We start from the raw sequence: 26,572 nt of genomic DNA on the forward strand, positions 1-26,572 counted from the left end.
CCGAAGGATAATGAAAAAAAGTATATATTTACGATAATTTACAAATTAGAATCGAAAGGAGTCCTTATAATGGAGAAAAAGAGTTTTACCCCTTGGGGAGTAAGTTTTGCCAGCCTAGCACTTGTTGCTGGTATGGTGGGATACCTTGGATTTACAAATAAAACTAGTTTGAGTAAATCCAATCAAACGATCGCATCAACTCAAAAGTCAAATCAACAAACACCTAGCCAAAATGGAGGTAACCAGAATACCTCAGGGAGCTCAGCTGATGATAATGGAGGAGCTTTTAGCTTTGATAACAATCAATCAACCTTTGATAATGGAAGTTCGGGACAGGACAATAATCAGTTTTCAGGTGGCGGCTTTGGCCATCACGGTGGATTTGACACAACTACAGGGGGGACCTGATGATGTATAAATATAATTTCAATTCAATGAGCACGATGGTACAAATATCAATCAATCAAGAAATGTTTGCGAATGATCTCATGCCTGTCTATAAACTATTTGCAGCTGTTGAAGATACATGCAGCCGCTTTAAAGAGGAAAGTGAATTATCCAGGTTAAATCAACGAGTTGGGAAAGAAGTCGAAGTATCTGATGATCTATTTAACATTCTAAAAGAAGCACTGAGATTTTATAAAGAAACGAATGGAATTTTTAATCCTGGAATCTTGTCGGCAATTGAAGACAGTGGTTATACCAAATCCATTGAATATATCAAAGGGAAAGAATTGGGAGCATCCTCCCATTCAGCCCCGGAGATTAGTAAGATTCAGCCTTATCAATTGAACGAAGAAAAACAGACAGTTATCCTGCAAACTAGAATTGATTTAGGTGGGATCGCAAAGGGCTGGGTGATAGACTGCGCAGCGGATCTATTATCAAAACAAGGCTATGGTTTTATTAATGTCGGCGGTGATATCCGGATTTTTGGAATTTTACCAAGACCGTTAAATATCGGGATTGAAGACCCATTCGATCCATCAAACATGCTATCTTCCATACAAGTTTCCCAAGGAGCAGTGGCAACTTCCACATCGATGAAAAGAAGATGGAAGATGAATGGAAAGAATAAGCATCATCTAATCGATACTACAACGGGAGAACCGTCTACAAGCTCGATTCTTTCTTCAACTGTTACAGCTCCCACAGCCGTTGAAGCGGATGTACTGGCAAAAGTCACTCTTTTATTGGGAGAAGAGGATGGAAAATTCTGGTTATCTAGCAAAAGAATTAAAGCAGTTATCATAAATGAAGGGAAAGAAATTTGGAGAGGAAGCGAATAAGATGGAAACATTTGAATGGTATGCAATTCGAGCAACAGGAACAGTAGCATATTTATTATTATATATGGCAGTATTATCTGGACTTTTTTCAGCAGTTCAGAAGAAACAAAAAAAGAAAATCAACAATATCCTAAATCTTCATGAATCACTTTCAGATTGGGCATTAATTCTTACCTGCGGACACTTAGGAGTTTTGTTGATAGATTCCTACTTCCCATTTAAACTATCCCAAATCCTGATTCCATTTAGCAGCAGCTATGAGACTGTTTCAATGGCACTAGGGACAATTGCCACTTACTTCTTAATTATGACGATCGTTACATCAAAATTCCGTAAGAAAATTGGCTATCAAAGGTGGCAAAAACTTCACGCCCTTAATCCGCTTCTCTATATCTGTGTAACATTCCATGGTTTAATGAGTGGTTCTGACTTTTCTGGTCCAGTTATAGCTGCTATTAATATTGCACCAGTTATTGTTATGGGGGGAATGATACTCTCAAGTAAGAAAAAAGTGAGTGAAGCACATTAAAGCACATATTCGGAAAGTTGGAAACAGGGAACTTAGAACTAATCATTCCCAAAGGGTACTTAAAATAATGTTTTCAATACTTTCCAAACTTTCTCCATACTTTCCTGATAGAATGAAATTAGAATTTATCGGAATTAAGGAGCAGCAATATGAAGGGAATTAACATCTTAAACCGTATTTCGATTAAGCTTGGATTATTGTTCAGCGGTGTTTTTCTAATACTACTTTTGATTTTAGGTACTATTTTATATGGGGTATTTACCAATTTATTTGTTGATTTTGTAAGCAGCGATCTCATCGATCAGGGAAGTAATCACTCTAAGGTCCTGGATAATGATTTTAGCAAAAAAATGATTGGCCATGTGGTGTCGATGGATCAAAACGGATCGACCCAAATCGTAATAACCGATGAAAATCAAAAAATTCTTGGTTCTACGGTTCCCCTGGATGCCGAGATGAAAAAACATCTTTTGAAAAGTAAAAAAGAGATTGTCATTAGTGACTGGAAAAAGGATAAATACATTAGTACAATTACAACGATTCCTAACAAGGGGTATGTTTATATGTTTTATCGGACAAATGTTTTAAGAGAAACGGTGTCCGTATTAAAAAGCCTTATTCTTGTTACTGGCATTGGAACAGTATTTATAGGTTTCGGCACCATTGGTTTCCTTTCAAGAAAAATTACTCAACCGCTTGTAATCATGAAGGAAGCGACAAATCAATTAGCAAAGGGTCAGTACAGGCAGGAAATCCCTTCTAAAGGTAATGATGAAATTGCTCAATTAGCCAGTTCTATTCAGCAATTGGGTGAACAATTGCAATACTTTGAGGATACGAGGAATGAATTTTTGTCTGCAGTTTCACATGAACTGCGGACACCATTAACCTACATAAAAGGCTATAGCGATGTCCTTAGTAAAGGAATCATTAAGAGTAAAGAAGAACAAACAGAATATCTAGCCATCATTAATAGAGAAACGAAACGAATTTCATTTTTGGTAAATGATTTATTTGAAATGAGCAAACTTCAAGCGGGGAAGTTTCAGCTGCAAAAAGAGTTGGCAAATGTTAATTTGATTGCCGAAAAAGTTGCTTCCAGTCTTAGACCTGCACTTGTAAAAAAAGGACTGGAGTTAATCCTAACTTTTTCTGAAAAAGTGCCTCCTATCCTGATAGATGTACAAAGAATGGAACAGGTTGTCTATAACCTTGTGGAAAATGCGATTAAATATACAGACAATGGTTTTATTAAGATTCGTTCTTTTTTAGAAAATGAGTTTGTTGTTATTGAAATTTGTGATACTGGTATGGGAATTCCAAAGGAAGAAATATCAAAAATTTGGGATCGGTTTTATCGAATTGAAAAGTCCAGAGCCCGAAAAACAGGTGGAACAGGGCTGGGCTTATATATAGCCAAACAAATTATTGAATCCCATCATGGTCAGATCAAGATTAGTAGTGTAGAAAACCAGGGATCCACATTTTTGATTTATTTGCCAAGGGAGTTGAAAGAATGAACAAGATTTTAATCGTAGATGATGAAAGGGAAATGAGACAGCTATTACGGATTTATCTGCAGCAAGAAAATTACCTAATCGAAGAAGCACAAAATGGTAAAGAAGCCTACGAACAGATCTTAAATAATGATTTTGATTTAGTGATTCTCGATGTAATGATGCCGATTATGGATGGGTGGGAAACAATCGAACGAGTCAGAAAGGTTTCAAGCGTTCCGATTATTTTATTAACTGCCAAATCAGCAGTAGAAGATAAGGTACTTGGATTGACAACAGGTGCAGATGATTATCTTGTGAAACCTTTCGATGATGCGGAATTGCTGGCCCGAGTGAAAGCACTGCTAAGGAGGACTCAAAAAGCTAGCACGAATAATGATGTTTTAAAATATAAAGGGATCATTTTGAATAAAATAGCTCGGAGCGTAATGTACCAAGAATTCGTTATAAATTTAACACAGACAGAATTTGACCTACTTGAGGTACTGATCGAGCATAAAGGGAATGCATTAACCAGAGATCATTTGGTCGACTTAATTTGGGGGATTGATTTCATGGGTGAGGATCGCACAATTGATTCCCATATTAAAAATCTTAGGGAAAAATTAAATGCTTATGGAATTGAAAAAACATTCATCAAAACGATCTGGGGTATTGGATATAAAGTGGAATAGGTGAAAACAATGAAACGGTTATTAGCTGCCATTTTTTTTATGATATTAATTTTCCATGGGCTCTCATTTCTTTTGTTTGTAATCAAAATGATGTGGTTTCCCTCAAGTATGATGGGAATGATGATGGGGCGGCAAATGATGTATCGTCACATGTATTATTGGTTTAGTCAAACTTTTTGGCTGTCCATCTTGCTTGCAGGCGTCATGATCCTTATTTGGCTTATTCGAACAAACATGAATAAACCTTCAAACAAATAGGTAAAAATCGATACCTGGATAAAAGAAAATTTGAAGAAAATATGACGTTTTAATTAATACATGATCCTCCATATTTTCTACATAGTTTCATTCTATAGTAAAACTGTAGAATAGAATATCGATGAGAAACGGAGTGAGAAAAATGAAGAAGAATTTGCTGACAGGGTTAATAGCAGTTGGTCTCATTACAGCTGGCGGAACTGGGTTCGTAATGGCAAAGGCACAGGAACAAACTCAAGATCCTGTATATTTCATGCAGCAGAATATGGGGCAAGGCAATATGACACAAATGATGAAGACAACCAATACCAAGCAGCTTGAGCAAGATTCAAGTAACGGCTTTGAGCAAATGCTCCCATATATGAAGAAGATGCACCCGAATTTAAGCGATGAACAATTAAAGGCTCTTTATGAACAAATGCACGGTCCGAATGGTGCCTGCAGCAATGCTAATGGACAAGGAATGATGGGGACAAAAAATACAAATCTTTAAGGAAAAGCCGGATTATCCGGCTTTTTTTTTTCGCATTAAAACTTCTAAAAGGACAAATTTTATACATCAAAAAAACAAAGTTAAATTGGTCACTTTTTATTTTTTTCTGTTATTATTTAGAAACTTTTCCAGGTAGTTGGGGAAACTAAAGTAAATCTTTATTACACCTAATGGGGGATTTTTCTTCATAATGGAAAACTATTCGAATGATAATACGGCAAGAAGATATTCTGCACACGTCAGTATACTTGGCACCACTCAGCTTCATTTAAGGAATCCCTTTATTATCGCTTGGTGGTCTGCTGCATTCCCCGGTTTTGGGCATTGGCTCTTGTCGAAACATCTTCGTGGATTTGTTTTATTTGGCTGGGAAGTGATAGTAAATATGAATGCCCATATTAATTTAGCAATGGTTTATTCCTTTCAAGGAAAAATTGAATTAGCTAAAGATGTTTTAAACACTAGATGGTTGTTGATTTATATTCCAGTCTATATCTTTGCGATTTGGGACAGTTATCGGACAACCGTTGATATAAATAAAATTTCTATTCTCGCAAACCATGAAAATCATCGTATTAATTCCTTTAGTTTAGGTGCAATGGAAATTAACTATTTGGATCGAAGAAAACCTTCACTTGCGACTATCTGGTCATTATTTGTTCCTGGTTTAGGACAACTCTACCTTCACAGAATTATTACTGCTTTTTTCATTATTATCTGGGTAATGGTGTTTGCGTATTACTCACGTGGTTTAGAAGCTATTTCTCTCCTTTTTCTTGGGAAAATTCAACAAGCAACAGCAGTTTTGAACAGTGAGTGGTTATTATTTTTTCCTTCGATTTATGGATTTGCGGTATTTGATGCATACGAAAATACAATTGAAAACAATAAGCTATTTAAAAAGGAACAAAATATCTTTTTAATGGAAAACTATCAATCCCCTCATTTCAGAGTGAAAAAGGGTACGAAAGTAGAGTGAGAATTGATGCAGGTATTTTCAACTTTTGAAAATACAGGTTTTATAGAAATAGCCATATCGATTTTGGAAAAAAGTGGAATATCAAAAGAAAATATCTTTGCTGTACCCCTTGATAATCGGACAGATGAAAGAAGTTTAAATGATACGATTCATCATTCCGATGGTATTTCCCTCATGGATCTCGGGGCAGCACTAGCAACTGCGTTTGCGGTCATCGGGGCAAGCATCGGGTTTATGTTAGCATGGGGCCCGATTTATTGGGGAATAATCGGAGCGAGTATTGGACTCTTGTTAGGCATGGGAATCAAAGTATTTATCTACAAAATTGTAAAAAAAGGAAAAAGACATTCACGAGGAAAACAAGCAGAAGTCATTCTTATTATTGAATGCGATGAAAAGGAAGCGGGAATGGTACAAAACATCCTTTGGGAACAATATGCTTTAGGGGTTGCAAAAGTAAGGTGATTTTTAGTACAAAGGGGATTTTGACAATTTAAAAAATGTGTAACTTTAGACCTAGATTTAAAACCTAAACCCCATTAAAATAAAGAAGAGAACACTACGGGGGTGGACTATGGAAGATTCTCAAATATTGAATAGGAGTAAATTTACCCTTTTTAATGATATAGAAAGCAAAAGTGTAGAAATTTGGCCTAATAGAGAAAATGAACCCCTAGGCAAAACTGATATGCTTGATTATCCTTATTATCAAACATTAGTAACAGCCATTGATCAACAATCTGCAACAGCTATTTTTGATTTTGAAAGAATTAATTCAGCAATAAACAGTGAAGCAATTTTGTTAATAACAGATAAAGAAGGATCTATTATCTATCTAAATGACAATTGTTGTAAAAATATTGGTTATAAACATGAAGAGATCATTGGAAAACATACAAGAATATTTAAAACAGGATTACACTCCAATAAGTTTTATCATGATTTATGGGAGACATTGCTAGCTGGTGAAATATGGAAGGGTGAAATGACTGCTAAAAGGAAAGACGGCTCAATCGTTTGGAACTTTCTAACCATTTTCCCTCTTTTTGATAACGACAATCAACCCTATCAATTTCTAACACTGCGGACAGACATAACGAAACAAAAACAAATGGAAACTAGAGTCGCGCGAAGGGACAAACAATTAAATGCTATTATTCAAAATACAAACGATGCGATTGGCAGTATGGATGAAAACGGTCAGATTACATTTTTGAATACTGGTTTTGAAAAACATTTAGGATACTCACTGCAGGAGAGTATCGGTAAGAATATTTTTGACTATATTGCTGAAGAACATTTACTAAAAACAAGAAATACTTTTGAGGCCCTTGTAAAGAGCCCTGGTAAATCCATCCGTACAGAAATAAAAGTAAAAAATAAAAGAGGAAATTATATTTGGCTTGAGTTTTTTGCCACCAATTATTTAAAAGACCCCTTACTAAATGGAATTATTTTTACATCAAAAGACATCACAAGGTCTAAAAAAATTGCCGAAGAAATGAAGCGGATGGCTTACTTTGATAATTTAACCGGCCTGCCAAATCGAAGATATTTAGAAAATCAACTACGAAAAGAAGTTCTTCGTGCAAAGGGGAATAAAACATCCTTTGCTTTATTGTTAGTCGATCTTGATGAATTTAGATATGTAAACAACTCTTTTGGGCACAGTGTTGGAGATAAACTTTTAGAGGATTTTTCTGCAAGACTGCAAGAAACGTATACACAAGATGATGTTATACTTTGCAGACTTGGCGGAGATGAATTTATTATTCTTTTATCCAATGTTTTTAGTCTTGAAGAAATAAATAAACATGCGAGCAATTTAATTACTCTGATTAACGATAAGCCCTTTAACGTTAGAGGGAATGATTTTTTTATTACGATAAGTGTTGGAGTAAGTGTTTACCCATATTCTGGGGAAAGTATGGACCTATTATTGAAAAATGCTGATATGGCAATGTACCGTGCCAAAGGCAATGGTAAGAACCAATATCAGGTTTTCTCACCTACGATGAATTTATTTACATACAAGCAATTTACGTTAAGAAATGATTCAAAAAAAGCACTTACAAATAATGAATTCAACATCTTTTATCAGCCTCGTTTTAACCCGATCACAAATGATCTTACCTGGGCGGAAGCGCTCATTCGTTGGAACCATCCCAGATGGGGACTGGTGTCACCAGATGAATTTATTTCTATGGCTGAAGAATCCGGGTTGATTGTTCAAATTGGAGCGTGGATGCTCAACAAGGTTTGTCAGCAATTGGAAAATTGGCAAATGGAAGGGTTACCAATCAGAAAAGTTTCGATAAATTTATCCTCCTTAGAATTGCTGCAATCAAATTTTATTGAAATGGTTTCATCCGTCTTAAAGAAAAATAATCTTGATCCTAAGTGGATTGAATTTGAAATCACTGAAAGAATGATTATTGATAAAGAGGAAAAGGCACTAAAAACAATAACCAACCTAAAAAAATTAGGTATTTCTCTTGCACTTGATGACTTTGGAACCGGGTACTCGGCTATCAATTACTTATGGAAACTTCCTTGTGATATCATCAAAATCGATAAAAGCTTGATTAAAGAAATGCAGGTCAAAAGTGCAAGCTATGAAGTGGTCGCAGCAATCATTACCTTATGCAAAAAGTTAAAGAAAAAAGTTGTAGCTGAAGGGGTTGAAACCAATGAACAGTTAGAATTGTTAAAAGAATTAGCTTGCGAAGAAATTCAAGGCTATTTGTTTAGCAGACCAGTGAGAGAACAGAAATTTGCTCAATATTTAAAACAAGGAAAATGGGTTCCTGAAAATAAATTAATTTCCACTTATGAAAATAAAAGGCAATATTTTCGTGTTCCTTTAACCTATCCATTAGAAGCTGATATGACAATTGAACGGATTGGAATGAAAGCGCTGAATATTGGAAGCACGAAGGTGCTAATTGAAGATATTGGACCAGGGGGATTACGATTTATTTCCTCCATCAACCTGCCTAAAAAAGAGGACATTATTCTTCGTTTTACCACTGAAATTTTTTTAGGCACCTTCCAAATCAACGGTCATATCGTTTGGTCCAGTGAATTGGATGATAATGTTTTTCAATATGGTGTGAAATTTAACATTGATGAAATACGCAGAGAAAGTTTAATAAAAATCTTAAACAATCTGCAAGTTAAACTGAAGGATAAAAATATTCTTACGAGTGGTCGTTTCATTTCAGAAGAAAAAACTTCTTATATTAAAAAGCAATTAAAGGGGAATTTTCCTAAACCAAACAAATAAGAATGTAAAAGAAACAAGTCTACCTAAGAAGACTTGTTTCTTTAGCTAATAGGAAAATGCAACTACGCCTCTGTCTTCACCCTTAGGGGCTCGGCGAGTTTTCTTTATCTAAACTATGCATCCGTTTTCGTCTTAAAGGGGTTGCCAATCGGCGAGTGATCTTAAGACCTTAGTATAAAGTTCTTTTTGGGAAAATATAAGCTAAAGGTTGTACCTATGCCTTTTTTGGACTCGACTTCAATCTTTCCGCCCAGTGATTCGGTTATTTTATAGGCAACAGCAATTCCTAATCCAGTGCCATTGTCTTTTCCTGAATGAAGCGGCTGTCCTAAATGGGATGATACTTCCGCTGAAAGCCCTGGCCCATTATCCTCTATTAGAATATAAAATTGATCAATTAATTCGTGCAGAAAAACACCTACTCTTCCGCCAGGTCCACATGCTTCTACACCATTCTTAATAAGATTCAAAAGAGCAAATCTTAATAGGGTATAATCTTTAATCATGATATCATTTTCCGCCGTTGATAAAAACTGCAGTTCCACATTATTTAGTGATGCAAAAGGATTGATCATTTGGACTGTCTCTTGGATCATTTTTGTTAATTGAATGGAATTCTGGTCATTGTGCATTGGATCCATAACCGTCATATAATCTTTTAACGAATGCTCTGCCTGATTTAATTCATTCAAAGCCTGGGTAATATAAAAGGATTGGCCAGGGGAGAGGCTGGAGTCATCCTTCATCTGATTTAATGATTGTTTTGATGATAAAATTGGCGAAAATATTTGTTGCGAAATATAAACCAATAAGTGATTAATGGCATGGCTTTTTTCAAATTGAATTACTTTTGTACTCATTTCTTCCATCTCTTTAAGGGAGGTTTGCAAATACAATACCATCCAAAAAGTTATATAATTAAAAATACAGAAAATGATCCAAAGAAAAAGCTCATGTTTTGTAAAAGTATATCCATCCAGCAAATGCGTTTCAAATACGAAAAAGAAAAAGGAGAGGGTCAGACATAAATAAGTAAAGAACACTTGCTTATTTTTCCTCCACTTATCGTAACGAGGAAGAATTAAGGCAAAGATTAACAGCGTAAAGAAAGGTATACCTAGACCTTCTACATACACTCCTTGACCGCCAAGCAGAAACCGATAAACCATCATTACGGCGGTTAAAATTAAGCCTGTGGAAAAACCCCCATAAAAAAAGCTAACAATTAAAGGAATGAAACGAAAATCTAAATGTAATTCCTTTGCAAATGTTAAAGGAAAGGTCATACAAATTATAATGGAAAGTCCGCAAAGAAGACCCAAAATTTGTTTTTGGATTTTTTTTTGCCCAAATTTTTTTCGAAAAAAAGATTGGTATAAGAGCATGGGAAATAAAATACATACCATTTGTAGAAGCCAAATTCCCAACGAAGCGGGATTAACAATCATAAAAAGCATCCTCCAAAAAAATAACGTTCTTATGTATTTTACATCCCTAAGAATAGAAGTTCCATTTTTATAAACTAAATTTTGCTTAAATGAGTTTATTTATTGAATTAATTGTAACAAAGTTTAATTTGATTGAAAGAGTGAAAACATAAATTTTAATCATTCATTCAGCTTATTAGAGTCCGTCTTTTCTGATTGCTCTAAAATTTTTTTGATCTCACCTTCGTCACCTTTGGCATTAATAATTTCAAAAATTTGATTTAATCCTTGGCTTGTATTTTCATCTTCATTTTTCATCTTAAACCTCCAAAAACCTTTTTTTATAGGATGCTCAGTCTTTAGTTATATATGTATAGATCAGTTCGTATAAGGGGCATTACTTAAGAGGAAAATGTATGGCAAAAGTTAAAAAAAATCTAATTGACAATCATTATCATTGCAAATTAAAATAAATTTATAAATGATATTGAAAATCATTATCAATTAAAATGGGATGAAAAGGAATGATCTTATGGTGAAAACCTTATTTATTACACTAACTATTGTTCTATTAACCATAGGATGTATTGTACATAGTTCTGCATTTGCTGCCAGTAATTCCAAGGGTGATTTGAAGAAAGCAGAGGAATCCATAGATAAAGCAATCGAATACACTTCGAATGGAAATTTAACAGATGCAAAGAAAGCTTATGACCAATACGACAAAACCTGGCGGGAAATTGAGGGCGGCATCAAAGGTGATTCCGTTGCCGCCTATCGGGATATTGAGTTAAACATGGGGAAGGTTGTCTATGCTTTTACTCTAAAAAAACCTGATCTAGTACTAGATGCTCTAAACAATTTAAAAGCAGTAAACAAAAAGTTTATGAATGGAGGTTATCCTAAAGAGGTAGAGATGAAACAAGAGGACATTTCGTTAGATGATTTTATCCTCTTACTTCAGCAAACGAAAAAGAAGATTGCCTTGCATGAACAGGCTCAAGCACTTCAAGGTATAAAACAAGCGAGCGATAGCTGGCTAAGTGTAGAAGGGACGGTCGTGGCACAATCGTCGGTCGTTTATAGTGATTCTGAAAGAGACTTAGTTACAGTGCAGGCGATGCTTGCGGCAAATCCCCCAAATTATGAGAAGGCTGAAAAGACTATTAATAATATGATAAATTATTTAACCCCTTTGGCGGGTAAATCTGAATACACCTTCTGGGATGCGGCAATGATCCTCATTCGCGAGGGTTTGGAAGCTTTGTTAGTTGTTATTGCACTCTTATCATTTGTAAAAAAATCTGGAAGAAAAGGGAATGGTTGGATTTGGTCAGGGGTTTTAAGCGGACTTGGGGTTAGTATTATTCTTGCCTTCATCGTTAAATTTGTTATTTCCTCCGGAGCCTTTGGAAATAACAATACGCTTATTGCCGGTTGGACCTGAGTTTTTGCAGCAGCGATGCTATTGTATATGAGCTACTGGCTTCATAGTCAATCCAATATTGCCGATTGGAATCGATATATTCGGGAGAAAAGTCAAAATGCCTTATCAACTGGCAAACTAGTTTCATTGGGTGCCCTTGCTTTTCTGGCTGTATTTCGCGAAGGGACAGAAACAGTTTTATTTTATATCGGTATGGCCAGTCAAATTAAAATTCAATCATTATTAATCGGCTTTTTAATTGGAGCAGGGCTCCTTGGGATTTTGGCCTATTTAATGATTTTTGTAGGACTAAAATTACCAATGCGGCCTTTCTTTATGGTATCAAGTATTATTGTTTTTTATCTTTGTATTAAGTTTACTGGAATGGGAATCCACAGTTTACAGTTGGCAGGCTTAATCCCAACTACCAGTGCAGACAAGGTACCAAGTATAGACTTTTTCGCTCTTTATCCATCGTGGGAAAGTGTAATACCGCAGCTGTTATTAATTATTGCAGCAGTTACGATCGTGTTCATTAAAAATGTGAATAGCAAAAAAATTTTAAACCATTAAAACAAATAGAAGGAAGGATATACATTTATGAAAAAAATAGCAGCATTGTTTTTCTCTTTTGCTCTTATTAGTGTTTTTATACTATCCGGCTGTGGGGCGAATAATAAAGTTTCGGACGGAGTTAATAAAATGCTTGATACAACAGGACAGCTGTCAAAAGCAATTGATAGTGGCGACCAAGCTAAAGTAAAAGAAATTGGACCAAAATTAGAAGATCAGTGGTCATCTTTTGAAGATGAAGTGAAGAAAGATAATAAACCACTTTATGATAAAGTAGAAAAATATTTGGATCCGACGATTGCGGGAATGGAAGCTTCACCTCTTGATAAAGAGGCTTTAAGTTCGTTAAATAATAAACTAACAGATGCACTGAAAGAATTGGCTTCGAAAACCAAATAAGGATTGCTGCAAAAGGGCCGACCACTTGCGGGAGGCCCTTTTAATTTAGGCTGTGTTAATACGGTTCAACGTGAACATGCACGATTGTATTTTTGTGTTCTTTTATTGTATTTTTTTCAATTTCTTCACTAATATGATGGCTCTCAATTACATTTAAATAGGGGTCAACAACAACTGTAGTTTCAACAAAGGTTTTATTCCCAAAAGTTCGCGCCTTCAGATCCGTTACCTTAATAACTCCTTTTGTATCTTCGATCGTTTTCCGAATAGGCTCTAGTTTTTCAATCTTAAAACCATCTGTTAAAGTAAGCGATGTTTCTTTGAAAATATCAAAAGCTGTTTTACAAATTATCATACCAACAATAATTGCTGTAAATGTATCTAACCAATAAACACCCATTTTTGAACCAATAATCCCGATAAAGGTACCCACACTAACAAGCGCATCAGATTTATTGTCCTGTGCAGCGGCAGAAAGTGCAGAGCTTGAAAGGGCTTTGGCTAACTTTCGGTTATAGCGGTAAACAAAGTACATAACAGTTGCACAAAATAGTGCTGTCCAGGCGGTTAGCATATCAGGATGTGTTTTCTTGGAAATAACGATGTCCAGCCCTGCTTCATAAATAATTTGAATGCCCACAGCTGCCATGATAAATGAGGCAATCATTGAGGAAATATACTCAGCACGAGAGTGTCCGTACAAATGATCCTCGTCTGGCGGTTTTCTCGATATTTTCAAACCAATTAGGACCGCAATTGATGAAACAACGTCCGTTACATTATTAAAACCATCTGCCTTTAATGCCTCGGAATCCCCTTTGTATGCCACAAATAGTTTTATCAGGGAAAGAATAACATATGCAAAGATACTAAGCAGTGCGCCTCTTTCAGCAAGTTTAATTTCTTTGGCCCTATCCATCATTGTTCACCACCTAAATGGATTCAACTTTATTTTAACAAATTTTTGTATTTACAGAAAATAGTTAAGCGGTTAGAACCTTAGCTATAAAAAAATGTAGATGTAGCATACTAACCTTTAGATGAATGAAGGGAGTACCAAGGGATGAAAAAATTATCAGTAACGCTATTGATATCTTTCCTGTCGTTTTCCATTTTTAATTATCACGCAGCGGCAAGTCCAATTTTTGCGCCTGCAGAAAAGCAGCAGGATCCAAATACGATGTCGGTTTTATGGTATCAAACATCGGGTGAGGCTAAAGCATTATACTACCAAGGCTATACAATTGGGAAATGGAGACTAGATGAGATCTTGGCAAAGAGACCTCAAAATATGGTCTTAAAGCCTGCAATTGTACTTGATATTGATGAAACTATTCTTGATAACAGTCCATGTTTAGCGTTAAACGTAAAAACTGGTAAAGCCTTCCCTGCAAATTGGAATGAATGGGTCAATCAAGCAATAGCAAAACCTGTTCCAGGTGCAATTAAGTTCTTAAAGTATGCAAACTCAAAGGGCATCGAGATCTACTATATATCGAATCGAAATGAGAATCAGAAGAAAGCAACAATCCGTAACTTGAAACAAGTTGGAGCACCAATGGCAGATTCAAAACATGTTCTATTGCAGCAAATAGACGAAAAAGGAAAAGAAACAAGGAGGATGAAGGTAGCCAGAACAAATGATATTATCTTATTATTTGGCGATAACCTTGGAGATTTCAGTGGTTTTGATCATTTGACTCCTTCTCAAAGAGTCCAAGCTGTAGAAAAACGGAAAGAAGATTTTGGGAAGAAACTAATTGTTTTTCCAAACCCTATGTATGGTGATTGGGAAGGGGCCATCTATCATTATGATGTAAATAAAACAGATGCCCAAAAAGCAAAGTTAAGAAAAGAAAGTTTACAACCATTTCAACCATAAAAAACGAACAGAAAGCTGCAAATGGAGCTCAGGCTGTCGAAAAATCAGCAGCCTATCATTTTATTCAATTATTTTAATGATTTACTGCGTTAATATGATATAACAGTATTGCGTATAGGCTAAGTCTGTTGATGGGCGCTCCAGGCACTTCGCTTTCCGCGGGCGTGCCGGGGAGCCTCCTCGGCGCGAAAAGCGTCTGTGGGGTCTCCCCAGCCCCGTACTCCCGCAGGAGTCTTCGTGCCTTCCGCGCCAATCAACGAGTGTTTTCAATAAAGTCCTTCAGCTCAACTAATAAATCAAAAAAGTGGTGAAAACAGTATTTAAGCCAAAAGATTATAACCAAATTGAATATGAATTTAAATCTATTTATAGTTGACCATCTTTCAAGTTTGATAAATATATTGATTTTTCGTTTCTTCTTGAAAAGCTCCTTTTTTATTACAGCGATGATAATTTACGCCCTGCCGATTACGGGGATTAAGGATTGCAAGTGAACAGGCTCTTCTTACTACACCTTGCTAAAACATAAAAAAGATTGCAGCACACGTAGCAAAGTTAGATAAAAAAGTGTGTTGCAATACAATTGGTTGATTTGCCTCCCTGTTGATTTGGAGCGGAGGGCATTCGACTCCTGCGGGATGAAGAGGTCACTGGAGACCCCACAGGCGCCAAAGCGCCGAGGAGGCTCCAGGACCTCCCCGCGGAAAGCGAGTGCCCGGAGAGGAAATCAACAGACCCATTTACAGGAAATATCCAAAAAATTTAGTATTTAAATTCTGGTAAAATAAAAAAGTGCTGAGAAAATACCCCTTTCTCGACACTGAGCTGCAGATGCAGCTTTTTGTTTTTTGCTTTGGAAGTTTGTTAATAGTTTTGTCACAAACATGGCGTATGATAGAGAATGTGTTTTCTATTTGCATCTGCCACTTATGGAAAATGAAAACATACCAAATTCATATAACTTTTGATATGATAGAAGTTGTTTTTATAAAAACCAATTGTGTTCATCACAGGAGGGACTTTCATGGATCGCTTATTACAATTAAATACGATTTTTATAAGTATTGTTATCGAAGCATTCCCTTTTATTGTATTAGGGGCTTTTATTTCTGCGCTAATTGAAGTTTTCGTTTCCGAAAATACCCTGCTTCGTATACTGCCAAAAAATAGATTTTTATCTGTTATCGCAGCCAGCTTAATGGGTGTATTATTTCCCGGATGTGAATGTGGAATTGTTCCTATCGCATCACGCTTAATAAAAAAAGGACTCGCCCCTCATGCGGCAATTTCCTTTATGCTTTCAGGTCCGATTATCAATCCTATTGTTTTATTTGCTACATTTATTGCATTCGGTGACAGCTGGAAGATGGTTTGGTACAGAGCAGGATTAGCAATCGGCGTATCAATTTTAGTTGGGATCGTACTATCTTTTGTGATAAAGGATAATCAACTAAAAGAAAATAATGAAATACATGTTCATGACCATTCTCACCAGAATAATAGACAAAAATTAATGAGCGTTCTTAACCATACTATTGACGAATTTTTCAGCATGGGAAAATACGTTGTGCTGGGTTCAATTATTGCGTCTGCCATGCAAGTTTATGTACCAACACGGATATTAACAACACTGGGCGGTACGCATGCAACTGCTGTTTTGGTTATGATGGCTTTAGCTTTTATCTTATCCGTTTGTTCGGAAGCAGATGCATTTGTAGCAGCATCTTTTCGTAATTTTTTTCCTCAAACATCAATCGTATCCTTCTTGGTGTTTGGTAATATGGTAGACATTAAAAACTTATTGATGATGTTTGGGTCTTTTAAACCAAAATTTGTTGTTCTTTTAGTTTCCCTAATTTCTTCATTTGTATTCATTGGTTCACTTCTTTTGTAAAGGATGTGTGATGATGTATAAAGTCCTTATTTTATTACTTACTACAAACTTGTTTTTTATGCTGCACGCTACAGGAAACATTTCAAAATATATAAACATGAAATATAGTTTCTTATCTGCGAGCATGATCGTGATTTTACTCTTACTTACCATTGTCGAGGGAATTAAATTATGGTTTTCGGGAGGAAAGAAAGAGGAACATCACGATTGCGATTGTAATCACGAACATCATGAGCATGAACATGAACACCATCATGATCATGGAAAAAAGAAGCAATCTACCGGGAAAAAGATAAAAAAATTCTTGGCTTACACTGTCGTGTTAATTCCCGCTGTAACAGGGGTTGTTTTGCCCGTAGCAACGCTGGATTCACAGTTAGTGGATGCAAAGGGATTTTCATTTCCAACGTTAGAAGACGGCAGTGACCAGTACGGAACACACCAAGTTCTAAATCCTGATATGAGTAAATTCATGAACCAAGCTGATTTTGAAGATTTGGTCAGAAAAGAGTCTAAGGCATATATTCCAAAAAATAATATTACTTTAACAGATGAAGATTATTTAGTCGGGTTAGAAGTGCTTTATAATTTTGCTGGGGCTTATGCTGGAAAAACTCTTACCATGAAAGGCTTTACTTACAATGGCCCAGGAGAACAATCTAACCAACTATTTTTACTACGATTTGGGATTATTCACTGTGTTGCAGACTCGGGAGCTTTTGGCTTGATGATTCAATTCCCAAACAATATTCATATCCCGAATGACCAATGGTATCAGGTCACAGGAACATTGGATACAGTTTATTATCCACAAATGAAAACTAAAATACCTGTTTTAAAAGTGACGAGTTACAAAACCATTCCAAAGCCGAATGACCCTTATGTTTACAGAAACAGTTTAAATTAAGCATAGTATCTTTATAAATTCAAAAGCTATCTTCCAATTTGAGAAGATAGCTTTTTTAACAGGGAAAGAAAATATAAATTCAAATAAGATCATTAAGCTATTTTACATTTCTAAAAATATTGATAGCAAACAGAATGACACCAAGGACTGTCAAGACTCCACCTGTGGCAATAATGGGAGTTGCCCAACTGGATCCGGTTAAAAAGAATGCAAGGGAAATCATCATTACAGGGAGCCCAATATTATGCAGCCAAAAGTGAAACTTTGCCAAAGTAGTTTCTGCTGCAGCTGGATAAACGGCATATACCAAACCGGCAAGTGCCAATGAAGCCCAGCCTAAAAGATTAACGTGAGCATGGACTGGAGAAAGCATCGGGTTTTCCGTCATAGACATATACATTCCAAGTAAAACACCAATGACGAAATACACAGATGAAATCTTAATTAACCTAGCACCCATCAAAAGACCTCCTTTTTAATAAAAAAAGTACTTACAGTACTAAATATGAGGAGATGGATGAAAAAAGAACCCCGTTTTAAAGGGGACAGGCTAGCAAATTTTAAATAAAAAAGCTGTCCGAAGACAGCCTGGTCTGTTAAAAAATGATTCTTATACTAACCAATATAAGCCCAATTAAAAAGCCGCAAATCGCTCCATTTACTCGAATCCACTGAAGATCTTTACCAACATTCGTTTCAAGCATTTCAATTAGCGTTTTATCATCAAGCTTTTCAAGATTTTCTCCGACTAATTTTCCAATCTTCGAATGGTTCTCTTCAACTAAGTTATAAGCTTGCATTTGCAGCCAATTCTCAATTTGATTGATTTTGTCAGTATCTTTTTTTAGACGATCCAATGTATTCGTTAGAAAAGGAAGGACATAGTTATCAAAAAAGTCTGGTGCTTGTACAAAGTCTAAAGCCTTATGCTTCATGTTAGTAAGAAATTCAAGTATTTTTTGTTCCGGCTGCCACTTTGCAACCGCCTCTGAAATCCAGCCTTCTAATTCCCCAATGAATTTTTCATCCGTTTTTAAACTTTGGAGTTTCGTTTGAATATTCCACAAGAGTGTAAGTCTGTTTTGGTTGGAAGGATCACGGAAACTGTCTACGCCTTTTTGAATGAGAGATTGAATTATATTTCCAAGCTTTTCTTCGTTTACAAGATTGCTGAATGATTTCAAAGCAAATTGCATGAAACCGTCCGCTTTTATGTTCTCAATCGAATCTACAGCCATTCTGCCTAATCTATTTTTGGTAGATTCTTGGTTTGCCCAGTGGTGGATTTGATCTAAAATGTAGTCTAAAGCTCTTGCGTCATATCCTCGTTCTGAGATTTGATCAATAAGATTTGGCAGTATCGATCTTAAATCTATTTTTTGTATTAGGTTTTTTAGTTCTTTTTCAATCAGGGCTGCAAGCTGGTTAAGATTAATGTATTCAATGGCACTTTGGACCAATCGAATACAGGTTTTTTTAACACCCACTAAGTTTACCTCCTTTTCAACTATAGGAAGTAAAACTTGTGTGAATTTTACAGTGCTGATTTTCTCTTTTATACTTTCTTTCGTCAGCCAATCATTCTCAAGCATAGAGATGATTTTTTGTGTAATTTTGGATCGATTTTTTGGCAAAAGGGCAGTATGTGGAATTGGTATACCCATGGGATGCCGAAATAAAGCGGTGACGGCAAACCAGTCAGCTAGACCACCAACTAGACCTGCCTCAAATCCACCCTGCAAAATGATTCCCCATAATGAATCTTGAAAAGCCATGGTACCAATAAAACCAACTGCCATAACAGTAAGAGATATTGTGGCTAAGTGCTTTGTACTTTTTGAACGCTTTGACATGCTCTTTTCTCATCCTTTAAATGTAATTCTAAAGTTATTATCTGGAGTTAAGTTTCAAGGTAGTAAGATTTTCTAAAAATAGTAACAGGTAATTATAAACAATAAAAGAAAAAAAGTCCATATAGTTTTCATTAACAATTATATAAAAAACTGAACTATATTTTGGCCAAACTTTAGGATATCAAATCATGAGGAGGTTTACATTATTGGTCTCATCGCTAAAGTAAGTTGTAAATTCTAAAGAAGCGCAATCGAAAAAAGTGAAGAACGGGATTGGTTCTTCACTTTTTGGTCGTTTTGATATCGGGTTTAACATGTGATATCATTCCATCTAAATCAGTCAAGTAAAATTGTGTTTGGGGTTCGGTCTTACATAGATTTTTTTGCATTAATTCAAAGTAGTTAATTCTCTTTAGCGGATCGTAGGGAAGAACTGGGAACGCTTTATTCTCTTTCACATATTGATCTACGGCCTTTTGAACTACATCCACTTCATAGGCAATCAATTTTTCATTTTCAGTAAATAAATCATATGTCTCTTTTGACATATAAAATTTTTCGGATGGCAGCCCTCCAAGAATATGTGCAAGTTGATTGAAATCAATCTCATTGTCTTCCTTAACAAGGATTGTCCGATAAACCCCTTTTGGTAATTGATCTGTAAAGGTTCGTATCGCCTTACGGACTTGCTCTACTGTTAAATCAATAATTGGATAGTTATGGGGTTGATTTGTTTTGATTTTCTGGTGCTTGAAAAAATTAAAAGTCTTCATGTTTAAAGTTTAACCTCCATTCTATGTACTAGCTAAACAAATCCATGAAGTAATTCTTAATACTCGTCCTATATTATTATAACATATACTTATTATATTACTTTAAATATTCGGATTATATGTTCCCGAAAAAAACCCCGCAGCATACAGCAGCGGGGGGCTTATCCTATTTTAATTCATAATCGGTTCCTTAAATGAAATTTGCAATTCATTTGCTTTATCTATAGATAAACATGTTTCAATATCATTGAAAAACCAAGTATCGTTTTCTTCGTAATAAAAGGTAACTCCATTTATTTCTTTTAAATATTTTGCGTTTGTTGGCGCTTCTATTGAAAAACCAAGACTGTATCCTTTATGCTTTTCTCCAAAACCAGCGTATTGTGGAAACATTCGAATACTGTATGGCTTCTCAAACTCAAATTCTTTTGCAAACCAGGAATAAGCTTTTTCATCAATTGAAATCATCATATTTACACCAACCTTTTTTATGGTTATTAATAAATGGAATGGAGTAGGGATAAAGTATAAATAATATCCCTGTTACAAATAGGGTAAACGTTTTTATTTATTATTCATAGTGATAATCCTCACACCAAGCCACCAAAAAAAGATTTGTAAAAAAATTTTCAAAAATTTGATTAAAAATTGCCCTATTTTATAAATCTTCTTAATTTGTAACATATTCGCTCTCTTAATAGTGTTAAAATGAAATAACTAACCAAAAGGAGTTTTTGCAATGGAACAGAAGCTTGAAAAACTAACAGACAATGTAAATGACATAAAAAATTTAATTCATACATTTAACAAAACATTAGAAAATATCGAAAACAGACTCGCTCAATTGGAGAAGGTTGACAGCATTGAACATCGTGTTGCGGTGAATCAAATTGACTTGTCTGATATTAAAGAAGCTCTTGATTGGATTGAAGGTGTTCAATCTTCCATTGTTAAAGAAATTCAACAGGTAAAAGGGCAGGGTAACAATCAGGAGATCCAGCAAATCAATCGCCGCCTTGATTCACACCTGGTCAAATTAGCCAAAGCTGAAGAAGAAATTATTATATTAAAATCAAAATAGGGAACAAAAAAAGACCATTTCTAGCTAAAGAAATGGTCTTTGTTATTATTGTTTTGCATGTTCTTCGATTAAGAAAGTACTTCTGACTCAGAAATTGGAATGTTAGGGATTGCTTCTTCTTCTACATTACTTTTTTTTATAATTTCAATATATTTAATATGGTGTTCTTCCATCTCAATGATTTTAAATGTATATGCCCCGTTGGAAATGGTGTCGCCTTCTTTTGCTTCGTATTCTTCCGTCAAGATCCAGCCACCAATTGTATCGATATCTTCATCATTAATTTCTGTTCCAAGTAAGTCATTTACTTCACTAACGAGTAATTTCGAATCAACAATATAATGATTTTCTTTTATTTTTCGAATCATTGGAATCTCATCCATATCAAATTCATCGCGGATTTCACCGACTATTTCTTCCAAGATATCTTCAACTGTTACAAGCCCCGATGTTCCTCCATATTCGTCCATTAGAACGGCCATATGGACACGATCCTTTTGCATTTTAACTAGCAAGTCATGGATTGGAATGGTTTCGATCACTCTAATAATTGGACGAGTGAATTTTTCTAAGGTTTGATAAGGTAACTTTTCGTTCCCGATAAGGGCAGTCATAATTTCCTTAATATTAACAAGACCGATAATATGGTCCTTATCACCATCAATTATCGGATATCTTGTGAATTTTTCCTCTTGCAGCACTTTTAAAAATGTATCTAAAGTATCATCTTTTGATAAGGAGACAATTTCCGTTCTCGGTACCATAATTTCTTTAGCAATCCTGTTGTCAAATTCAAAAATTTTATTTACATACTTAAACTCAGATTGGTTTATCTCGCCACTTTTAAAGCTTTCTGACAGGATAATGCGAAGTTCTTCTTCCGTATGGGCAATTTCATTTTCAGAAACAGGTTTTAAACCAAAAATACTGGTAGTAATTCTTGCAGAACCGTTAAGCACCCAGATAAACGGATACATAACTTTATAGAAAAGAATGAGCGGCCGAACTACAACCAGTGTGATCCTCTCGGCTTTTTGAATCGCAAATGTTTTGGGAGTTAATTCCCCAATAACAACATGGATAAATGTAATAGCAGCAAAGGCAATAGCAATTGCCAGAACATGTGCCATGCTTTCTGGAAGATTGATAAATTCAAACAGTGGGCGAAAAATTCGCTCGAGTGTTGATTCTCCTAACCATCCTAATCCAAGAGCAGTTATCGTAATTCCAAGTTGACAGGCTGAAAGGTATTCATCCAAGTTAGAAATTACTTTTTTAGCAGAAACTGCTTTAGAGCTTCCTTCTTCAATTAACTGGTCAACCCTTGAACTTCTTATCCTAATAATCGCAAACTCAGATGCGACAAAAAAGGCTGTCAAAGCAATTAAAATGGCTATATAAACCAAGTTAAATATGTCCAAATAAGTCCCTTATCCCGCTTGATGCGAGAAAGGAGTCCACCTCCCGGTAAAACAATCATCTAGTTTTCTCTTAATCTCGTAAATGGATAATATAAGGTTCACCGCATCGATAAACTGTTTTATTATACCACCTCAACAATTTAAAATTAACAATAATTATAAAGAATGTAAAGCATACAGTCAAACGTTGTAGTTTTGTTACAGGTTATTACCAACATTTTATGGGTATTTATCAGTATTATTCCTAAATGTTCAACAAAAAACGTCTCCCGTTTTAGGAGACGCTGTTATTTACTTCCGTTATTTTTCTAACTTCGATATACATGATATGATGCCCTTCGTTTTCCTTAATTTCAAAGGAAAAACCTTCGCTTTCAATGATGTCTCCTTTTTGTACATCGAATTTCTTAGCTAAAAACCATCCGCCGATTGTATCAAGTTCATCCTCTTCAATCGTCGTTCCCAACAGATCATTTACCTCTTCAATAAGTACTTTTCCATCAAGTATGTAATGTCCTTCTCCCTTTTTTTGAATAAGTGGGAGTTCATCCGTATCAAACTCATCTCGAATTTCACCGACAATTTCCTCAAGAATGTCTTCAACTGTTACAATACCAGCTGTGCCTCCGTATTCATCCGATAATACAGCCAGGTGGGATCTGCTTTTTTGAAGCTTTAATAATAATTCTTGAATAGGAATGGTTTCAATGACATGCATCACTGGCTTTAAGTAAGGGACCAATGGAGCATCTTCAACACATTTTTGTTCAATACAATCTCTTAAGACCTCTTTAATGTTTACAATACCTAAAATATTATCTTTATCCCCATCAATCACCGGATACCTCGTATATCCTTCTTCTCTGATCGTTTCCAAAATTTCTTTCATGGTTGCATCCTTTGCAAATGTCACAATTTCTGTACGAGGCACCATTATTTCCTTGGCAATGCGATTATCAAATTCAAAAATTTTATTTACGTAGCGGTATTCGGACTGATTGATCTCCCCGCTTTTATAACTTTCAGAGAGAATCAAACGCAGTTCTTCCTCTGAGAGGACGATTTCTTGGTCTGAGACAGGCTTTAGTCCAAAAAGTCCCGTGACCAGTCTTGCAGATCGATTTAGCACCCAAATAAACGGGTACATCACGCGATGAAACAAAATAAGCGGTGGTGCAACAATAAGAATAATGTTTTCTGCCTTTTGAATGGCAAATGTTTTTGGTGCTAGTTCCCCAAGAACAACATTAAAAAAAGTGATTAATAAAAAGGCCAGAATAAAAGAAACAACTTGTTCGATTGACAATGGCATATCAGTTTTTTCGAATAGCGGGTCCAATATTTCTCGAATGGTAGGCTCACCCAGCCATCCTAGAATTAAAGATATAATCGTAATCCCTACTTGTGTAGCCGATAAGTATCCGTCTAGATTGGATAAAACCTTTTTTGCTGCTTCCGCTTGAGTATTACCCTCTGAAAGTAATTGATCAATTCTAGTTGTTCGAACCCTAATCATAGCAAATTCAGATGTAACAAAAAATGCAGTAAAGGCGATAAGAATTGCGATAATAAATAAATTCATTAGGACCATTTTACTCCTTACTAATGTAAGGCTGTCACCTCCACAGACAGTTTCCCTATTTTTATTATTCCCTAAATTATATTTCCTACTTAACTATAGGATTTTATTGAAAAGTACAAATAAACACGAAAAAAGCCGCCAAGAGGCCAGCAAGTTTTTGAATATTTGATATCAATACAACTTAATTTTATCGCTTTACATTGGAAAAATCAAAAATTTTGTTATGTGGGCCCTGTACCTGGGGCCAATTGCGGGCAAGCATACTATACAAAAACAAATCGTGGTAATGACCTAATAAGTATTCTCCATCTCTAATTTTCCCCTCTAAAACAAAGCCAAGTTTCTCGGGAATGGCACGGCTCTTTAGATTATTCACTCCGCAGCGGATTTCTACCCGATTTAACCCAAGGTATGAAAATGTGTAGTTTAAAATGGATTGTACTGTTCTTGACATAATCCCATGTCCCTCGGCCTTTTTTGCAAGGAAATACCCTACATTTGTAAACTTATTAAACCAATCAATTTGGTGTAATCCAATTGAGCCAACTAGCTCTCCACGATAAAAAATGCCAAGATTACAACTGTGATTTTCAGAAAACTGTTGCTGCCAAAGCGAGATGAGGGATTGGGAATCAATAGGCGTTCTAATATTTTCAACCCAAGGAAGCCATTTTCGCAAATGGACACGGTTTTCTTCTACTAATTGAAAAAACTTATGGGAATCCTTTGGTTTAAATAAACGAAGTTCTATTTCGGGATCGACTTTTAATTTTAACATGGTTTTTACTCCCAAATAATGATTTTCACTGCTTTTTAGTTTAATTTATGTTTAAACAGATGTATTTGGAAGATTGGTCAAATAAAAAAAGATAAAACCGAACAATACAGATGTGCGGTTTTATCTTTAAACTAATTCTTCTGGTTTAACAGCTATTGGAAGTTTGATCGTAAATGTTGTTTTCTTAGGATTGGAATCACAGGTTAGTTCACCTTTATGTTTTTCAATGATTTCTTTGCAGACAAATAACCCAAGGCCTGTACCAAGTTTCTTAGTGGTAAAGAATGGTTCAAAAATGGTCTTTCGTAATTCTTCCGGTATCATTGGACCATTATTTGAGATATCAATATATATATAATTTTCATTTTCACAATAACTTTTTATGTCAACGATCGGATTTAAATTTGGGTGATGTCCCAATTCATCGATCGCATTAAAAATAATATTAATCAAAACCTGCCGTATTTCGTCAGCATATCCGTATAGGGGAGTATCGTCACATAACTCCTTAAGGATTTTTACTTTCCCGTCCAGGATACTTGGATAAAGGAAGTTTAATACCTCTTCAATTAATTGATTAAGACCAAAGAACATTTTCTCCTTGCCGATTAATTCTTTTTTTGAAAGGAGCAGGAATTGGGAGATGCGAAAGTTTAATTGATCTAATTCGCTTGAAATAATATCCAGGTATTTCATGTCAGGATGATCAGCTTTTAGTAATTGGATAAATCCATTTATTGATGTAAGTGGATTACGGAATTCGTGGATAAAGCTGGATGTCATTTGGCCGAGAAGTGTTAATCGATCCTGGTGTGTTGAATCAATAAACTTTGTTTTTTCTTCTATAATTTTATTTTGGGATTCAGCATAATGAGAAATGGCATAGAACAGAAACTTATCAAAAATGCAATTAATTTTGTTTATCGCCTCTTGCAAGTCATCCCACTCTAAGCCGACTTTACTTAAGGAACTGAAAAAGATAGTCCGACCTAAATTAACATTATAAACAAATTCCCCCATATTAATATCCGCTTTTACTCTTTCTTCTGCGATATGAATTGCAATTTTATGGACAATTTTTAATAATTCCGTGTTGGAGATCGTAAAACTATCAATGATAACATCAAATAATTCTTCTCCGTTTTTTTGCACTTCTTCTTTATATGGGTCAAGATCTGAAATAATAACTGTCTTATGCCACTCTCGTAATAAATCATCTCGATGTTTTTGTAAAAAAAACATGATTTGTGATTTTGTATCTGTCTGCATATTTCTTCCTCCCATTAAAATAAAAAGCTGCATTAAATCAAATAATTCGCTGACAAGTTTCAATATCCTTTAATTATAAGAGAAATTTACACTAATTACATTGTTTTTATATTTTTTTACAAAAAAATTCCGACAATTCCAGCGAAAAAGATTGTTTAAAATACAGCGTTTTCCTTGTTTATACAATAATTAAGCATCTATTTCAAATTATTGTCACAATATTAGAGTGTCGAACAATAAGATTTAATGGTAAAATATCGTTATAAAAGATAATCATTCTCA

At 35.2% G+C, this 26,572-nt stretch carries 28 protein-coding genes; 17 read left to right on the forward strand and 11 right to left on the reverse strand.

The genetic code is table 11. The features are described 5' to 3' along the window. The first annotated feature begins 69 nt into the window (after positions 1–69). The 10 genes from RCG17_RS18680 (at position 70) to RCG17_RS18725 (ending at position 9,025) form a co-directional block, all read left to right on the forward strand. A complete protein-coding gene (locus RCG17_RS18680) occupies positions 70–408 on the forward strand; it encodes a hypothetical protein (RefSeq protein ID WP_308171597.1) in 339 nt (112 codons plus the stop codon). Further along, positions 408–1,289, forward strand: coding sequence for an FAD:protein FMN transferase (locus RCG17_RS18685; RefSeq protein WP_308171598.1), 882 nt, complete (start codon positions 408–410; stop codon positions 1,287–1,289). The genes RCG17_RS18680 and RCG17_RS18685 overlap by 1 nt, the downstream gene beginning before the upstream one ends. A 1-nt stretch (position 1,290) precedes the next feature. Then, complete coding sequence (locus RCG17_RS18690; protein WP_308171599.1) at positions 1,291–1,818, forward strand: ferric reductase-like transmembrane domain-containing protein; 528 nt, start codon at positions 1,291–1,293, stop codon at positions 1,816–1,818. Positions 1,819–1,967: 149 nt separating this feature from the next. Then, on the forward strand, positions 1,968–3,338 hold the full coding sequence (locus RCG17_RS18695; protein ID WP_308171600.1) for a sensor histidine kinase: 1,371 nt from the start codon (positions 1,968–1,970) through the stop codon (positions 3,336–3,338). Further along, on the forward strand, positions 3,335–4,009 hold the full coding sequence (locus tag RCG17_RS18700; RefSeq protein ID WP_308171601.1) for a response regulator transcription factor: 675 nt from the start codon (positions 3,335–3,337) through the stop codon (positions 4,007–4,009). Before RCG17_RS18695 ends, RCG17_RS18700 begins: the two co-directional genes overlap by 4 nt. A 9-nt stretch (positions 4,010–4,018) precedes the next feature. Next, entirely contained in the window at positions 4,019–4,267 is a 249-nt protein-coding gene (locus RCG17_RS18705; RefSeq protein WP_308171602.1) for a hypothetical protein, read from the forward strand. A gap of 142 nt (positions 4,268–4,409) precedes the next feature. Continuing rightward, the gene (locus tag RCG17_RS18710) at positions 4,410–4,760 is read left to right on the forward strand and encodes a hypothetical protein (RefSeq protein WP_308171603.1); all 351 of its coding nucleotides are present in this window, start codon (positions 4,410–4,412) and stop codon (positions 4,758–4,760) included. Between the two features lie 190 nt (positions 4,761–4,950). Next, complete coding sequence (locus RCG17_RS18715; protein ID WP_308171604.1) at positions 4,951–5,739, forward strand: hypothetical protein; 789 nt, start codon at positions 4,951–4,953, stop codon at positions 5,737–5,739. A 6-nt stretch (positions 5,740–5,745) separates the two neighbouring features. Continuing rightward, positions 5,746–6,204: a hypothetical protein gene (locus RCG17_RS18720; protein WP_308171605.1), complete on the forward strand. Its 459-nt coding sequence runs from the start codon at positions 5,746–5,748 to the stop codon at positions 6,202–6,204. Between the two features lie 109 nt (positions 6,205–6,313). Continuing rightward, the gene (locus RCG17_RS18725; protein ID WP_308171606.1) at positions 6,314–9,025 is read left to right on the forward strand and encodes an EAL domain-containing protein; all 2,712 of its coding nucleotides are present in this window, start codon (positions 6,314–6,316) and stop codon (positions 9,023–9,025) included. A 161-nt stretch (positions 9,026–9,186) separates the two neighbouring features. Here RCG17_RS18725 and RCG17_RS18730 read toward each other — a convergent pair whose 3' ends face one another. Beyond that, entirely contained in the window at positions 9,187–10,473 is a 1,287-nt protein-coding gene (locus tag RCG17_RS18730) for an ATP-binding protein (protein ID WP_308171607.1), read from the reverse strand. A 159-nt stretch (positions 10,474–10,632) separates the two neighbouring features. Continuing rightward, positions 10,633–10,770, reverse strand: a complete 138-nt coding sequence (locus tag RCG17_RS18735; protein ID WP_308171608.1) for a hypothetical protein — start codon at positions 10,768–10,770, stop codon at positions 10,633–10,635. A gap of 214 nt (positions 10,771–10,984) precedes the next feature. On the opposite strand from RCG17_RS18735, the gene RCG17_RS18740 reads away from it, so the two are divergent. Genes RCG17_RS18740 through RCG17_RS18750 form a run of 3 tightly spaced genes read left to right on the forward strand, consistent with a single transcriptional unit; the run spans position 10,985 to position 12,850 of the window. Beyond that, positions 10,985–11,899, forward strand: a complete 915-nt coding sequence (locus RCG17_RS18740; RefSeq protein WP_308171609.1) for an FTR1 family protein — start codon at positions 10,985–10,987, stop codon at positions 11,897–11,899. Positions 11,900–11,926: 27 nt separating this feature from the next. Further along, positions 11,927–12,451 (forward strand): FTR1 family iron permease, encoded by a 525-nt coding sequence (locus tag RCG17_RS18745; RefSeq protein ID WP_308171610.1) that lies wholly within the window; start codon positions 11,927–11,929, stop codon positions 12,449–12,451. Positions 12,452–12,478: 27 nt separating this feature from the next. Next, positions 12,479–12,850 carry a hypothetical protein gene (locus RCG17_RS18750; RefSeq protein WP_308171611.1) on the forward strand — a complete coding sequence of 124 codons (372 nt, stop codon included), beginning with the start codon at positions 12,479–12,481 and terminating at the stop codon, positions 12,848–12,850. 55 nt (positions 12,851–12,905) lie between these two features. On the opposite strand, the gene RCG17_RS18755 is transcribed toward RCG17_RS18750, so the two are convergent. Beyond that, a complete protein-coding gene (locus RCG17_RS18755; protein ID WP_308171612.1) occupies positions 12,906–13,772 on the reverse strand; it encodes a cation diffusion facilitator family transporter in 867 nt (288 codons plus the stop codon). Positions 13,773–13,913: 141 nt separating this feature from the next. Between RCG17_RS18755 and RCG17_RS18760 the strand changes: the two genes are divergently transcribed. The 3 genes from RCG17_RS18760 (at position 13,914) to RCG17_RS18770 (ending at position 17,533) form a co-directional block, all read left to right on the forward strand. Beyond that, positions 13,914–14,732: a 5'-nucleotidase, lipoprotein e(P4) family gene (locus tag RCG17_RS18760; protein ID WP_308171613.1), complete on the forward strand. Its 819-nt coding sequence runs from the start codon at positions 13,914–13,916 to the stop codon at positions 14,730–14,732. 1,006 nt (positions 14,733–15,738) lie between these two features. Continuing rightward, on the forward strand, positions 15,739–16,626 hold the full coding sequence (locus RCG17_RS18765; protein ID WP_374120971.1) for a permease: 888 nt from the start codon (positions 15,739–15,741) through the stop codon (positions 16,624–16,626). A gap of 10 nt (positions 16,627–16,636) precedes the next feature. Next, a complete protein-coding gene (locus RCG17_RS18770) occupies positions 16,637–17,533 on the forward strand; it encodes a TIGR03943 family putative permease subunit (protein ID WP_308171615.1) in 897 nt (298 codons plus the stop codon). A gap of 97 nt (positions 17,534–17,630) precedes the next feature. Here the strand turns inward: RCG17_RS18770 and RCG17_RS18775 are convergent, their stop codons facing one another. The 4 genes from RCG17_RS18775 to RCG17_RS18790 form a co-directional block, all read right to left on the reverse strand. After that, positions 17,631–17,993, reverse strand: a complete 363-nt coding sequence (locus tag RCG17_RS18775; RefSeq protein ID WP_308171616.1) for a cytochrome-c oxidase — start codon at positions 17,991–17,993, stop codon at positions 17,631–17,633. Between the two features lie 136 nt (positions 17,994–18,129). After that, the gene (locus tag RCG17_RS18780; protein ID WP_308171617.1) at positions 18,130–19,386 is read right to left on the reverse strand and encodes a DUF445 domain-containing protein; all 1,257 of its coding nucleotides are present in this window, start codon (positions 19,384–19,386) and stop codon (positions 18,130–18,132) included. 281 nt (positions 19,387–19,667) lie between these two features. Further along, positions 19,668–20,159, reverse strand: a complete 492-nt coding sequence (locus RCG17_RS18785; RefSeq protein WP_308171618.1) for a DUF3939 domain-containing protein — start codon at positions 20,157–20,159, stop codon at positions 19,668–19,670. A 171-nt stretch (positions 20,160–20,330) separates the two neighbouring features. Continuing rightward, on the reverse strand, positions 20,331–20,630 hold the full coding sequence (locus tag RCG17_RS18790) for a HesB/YadR/YfhF family protein (protein WP_308171619.1): 300 nt from the start codon (positions 20,628–20,630) through the stop codon (positions 20,331–20,333). 268 nt (positions 20,631–20,898) lie between these two features. On the opposite strand from RCG17_RS18790, the gene RCG17_RS18795 reads away from it, so the two are divergent. Further along, positions 20,899–21,240 carry a hypothetical protein gene (locus RCG17_RS18795; protein ID WP_308171620.1) on the forward strand — a complete coding sequence of 114 codons (342 nt, stop codon included), beginning with the start codon at positions 20,899–20,901 and terminating at the stop codon, positions 21,238–21,240. Between the two features lie 68 nt (positions 21,241–21,308). On the opposite strand, the gene RCG17_RS18800 is transcribed toward RCG17_RS18795, so the two are convergent. The 4 genes from RCG17_RS18800 to RCG17_RS18815 all read right to left on the reverse strand — a co-directional run bounded on the left by RCG17_RS18800 (position 21,309) and on the right by RCG17_RS18815 (position 26,290). Beyond that, on the reverse strand, positions 21,309–22,661 hold the full coding sequence (locus RCG17_RS18800; RefSeq protein ID WP_308171621.1) for a hemolysin family protein: 1,353 nt from the start codon (positions 22,659–22,661) through the stop codon (positions 21,309–21,311). A 274-nt stretch (positions 22,662–22,935) separates the two neighbouring features. Continuing rightward, a complete protein-coding gene (locus RCG17_RS18805) occupies positions 22,936–24,252 on the reverse strand; it encodes a hemolysin family protein (protein ID WP_308171622.1) in 1,317 nt (438 codons plus the stop codon). 178 nt (positions 24,253–24,430) lie between these two features. After that, positions 24,431–25,021, reverse strand: a complete 591-nt coding sequence (locus RCG17_RS18810; RefSeq protein ID WP_308171623.1) for a GNAT family N-acetyltransferase — start codon at positions 25,019–25,021, stop codon at positions 24,431–24,433. A 126-nt stretch (positions 25,022–25,147) separates the two neighbouring features. Continuing rightward, positions 25,148–26,290, reverse strand: a complete 1,143-nt coding sequence (locus RCG17_RS18815) for a histidine kinase N-terminal domain-containing protein (protein WP_308171624.1) — start codon at positions 26,288–26,290, stop codon at positions 25,148–25,150. Positions 26,291–26,572 lie beyond the last annotated feature (282 nt).

The organism is Neobacillus sp. PS3-12, from assembly GCF_030915385.1.
In the GTDB taxonomy this organism is placed as follows: Bacteria; Bacillota; Bacilli; order Bacillales; family Cytobacillaceae; genus JAEVLT01.

Excerpts from the sequence above, each read along its gene's own strand:
- RCG17_RS18680 (WP_308171597.1), top strand. The coding sequence starts at position 70 with ATGGAGAAAAAGAGTTTTACCCCTTGGGGAGTAAGTTTTGCCAGCCTA.
- RCG17_RS18685 (WP_308171598.1), top strand. The coding sequence starts at position 408 with ATGATGTATAAATATAATTTCAATTCAATGAGCACGATGGTACAAATA.
- RCG17_RS18690 (WP_308171599.1), top strand. The coding sequence starts at position 1,291 with ATGGAAACATTTGAATGGTATGCAATTCGAGCAACAGGAACAGTAGCA.
- RCG17_RS18695 (WP_308171600.1), top strand. The coding sequence starts at position 1,968 with ATGAAGGGAATTAACATCTTAAACCGTATTTCGATTAAGCTTGGATTA.
- RCG17_RS18700 (WP_308171601.1), top strand. The coding sequence starts at position 3,335 with ATGAACAAGATTTTAATCGTAGATGATGAAAGGGAAATGAGACAGCTA.
- RCG17_RS18705 (WP_308171602.1), top strand. The coding sequence starts at position 4,019 with ATGAAACGGTTATTAGCTGCCATTTTTTTTATGATATTAATTTTCCAT.
- RCG17_RS18710 (WP_308171603.1), top strand. The coding sequence starts at position 4,410 with ATGAAGAAGAATTTGCTGACAGGGTTAATAGCAGTTGGTCTCATTACA.
- RCG17_RS18715 (WP_308171604.1), top strand. The coding sequence starts at position 4,951 with ATGGAAAACTATTCGAATGATAATACGGCAAGAAGATATTCTGCACAC.
- RCG17_RS18720 (WP_308171605.1), top strand. The coding sequence starts at position 5,746 with ATGCAGGTATTTTCAACTTTTGAAAATACAGGTTTTATAGAAATAGCC.
- RCG17_RS18725 (WP_308171606.1), top strand. The coding sequence starts at position 6,314 with ATGGAAGATTCTCAAATATTGAATAGGAGTAAATTTACCCTTTTTAAT.
- RCG17_RS18730 (WP_308171607.1), bottom strand. The coding sequence starts at position 10,473 with ATGATTGTTAATCCCGCTTCGTTGGGAATTTGGCTTCTACAAATGGTA.
- RCG17_RS18735 (WP_308171608.1), bottom strand. The coding sequence starts at position 10,770 with ATGAAAAATGAAGATGAAAATACAAGCCAAGGATTAAATCAAATTTTT.
- RCG17_RS18740 (WP_308171609.1), top strand. The coding sequence starts at position 10,985 with ATGGTGAAAACCTTATTTATTACACTAACTATTGTTCTATTAACCATA.
- RCG17_RS18745 (WP_308171610.1), top strand. The coding sequence starts at position 11,927 with ATGAGCTACTGGCTTCATAGTCAATCCAATATTGCCGATTGGAATCGA.
- RCG17_RS18750 (WP_308171611.1), top strand. The coding sequence starts at position 12,479 with ATGAAAAAAATAGCAGCATTGTTTTTCTCTTTTGCTCTTATTAGTGTT.
- RCG17_RS18755 (WP_308171612.1), bottom strand. The coding sequence starts at position 13,772 with ATGATGGATAGGGCCAAAGAAATTAAACTTGCTGAAAGAGGCGCACTG.
- RCG17_RS18760 (WP_308171613.1), top strand. The coding sequence starts at position 13,914 with ATGAAAAAATTATCAGTAACGCTATTGATATCTTTCCTGTCGTTTTCC.
- RCG17_RS18770 (WP_308171615.1), top strand. The coding sequence starts at position 16,637 with ATGATGTATAAAGTCCTTATTTTATTACTTACTACAAACTTGTTTTTT.
- RCG17_RS18775 (WP_308171616.1), bottom strand. The coding sequence starts at position 17,993 with ATGGGTGCTAGGTTAATTAAGATTTCATCTGTGTATTTCGTCATTGGT.
- RCG17_RS18780 (WP_308171617.1), bottom strand. The coding sequence starts at position 19,386 with ATGTCAAAGCGTTCAAAAAGTACAAAGCACTTAGCCACAATATCTCTT.
- RCG17_RS18785 (WP_308171618.1), bottom strand. The coding sequence starts at position 20,159 with ATGAAGACTTTTAATTTTTTCAAGCACCAGAAAATCAAAACAAATCAA.
- RCG17_RS18790 (WP_308171619.1), bottom strand. The coding sequence starts at position 20,630 with ATGATGATTTCAATTGATGAAAAAGCTTATTCCTGGTTTGCAAAAGAA.
- RCG17_RS18795 (WP_308171620.1), top strand. The coding sequence starts at position 20,899 with ATGGAACAGAAGCTTGAAAAACTAACAGACAATGTAAATGACATAAAA.
- RCG17_RS18805 (WP_308171622.1), bottom strand. The coding sequence starts at position 24,252 with ATGGTCCTAATGAATTTATTTATTATCGCAATTCTTATCGCCTTTACT.
- RCG17_RS18810 (WP_308171623.1), bottom strand. The coding sequence starts at position 25,021 with ATGTTAAAATTAAAAGTCGATCCCGAAATAGAACTTCGTTTATTTAAA.
- RCG17_RS18815 (WP_308171624.1), bottom strand. The coding sequence starts at position 26,290 with ATGCAGACAGATACAAAATCACAAATCATGTTTTTTTTACAAAAACAT.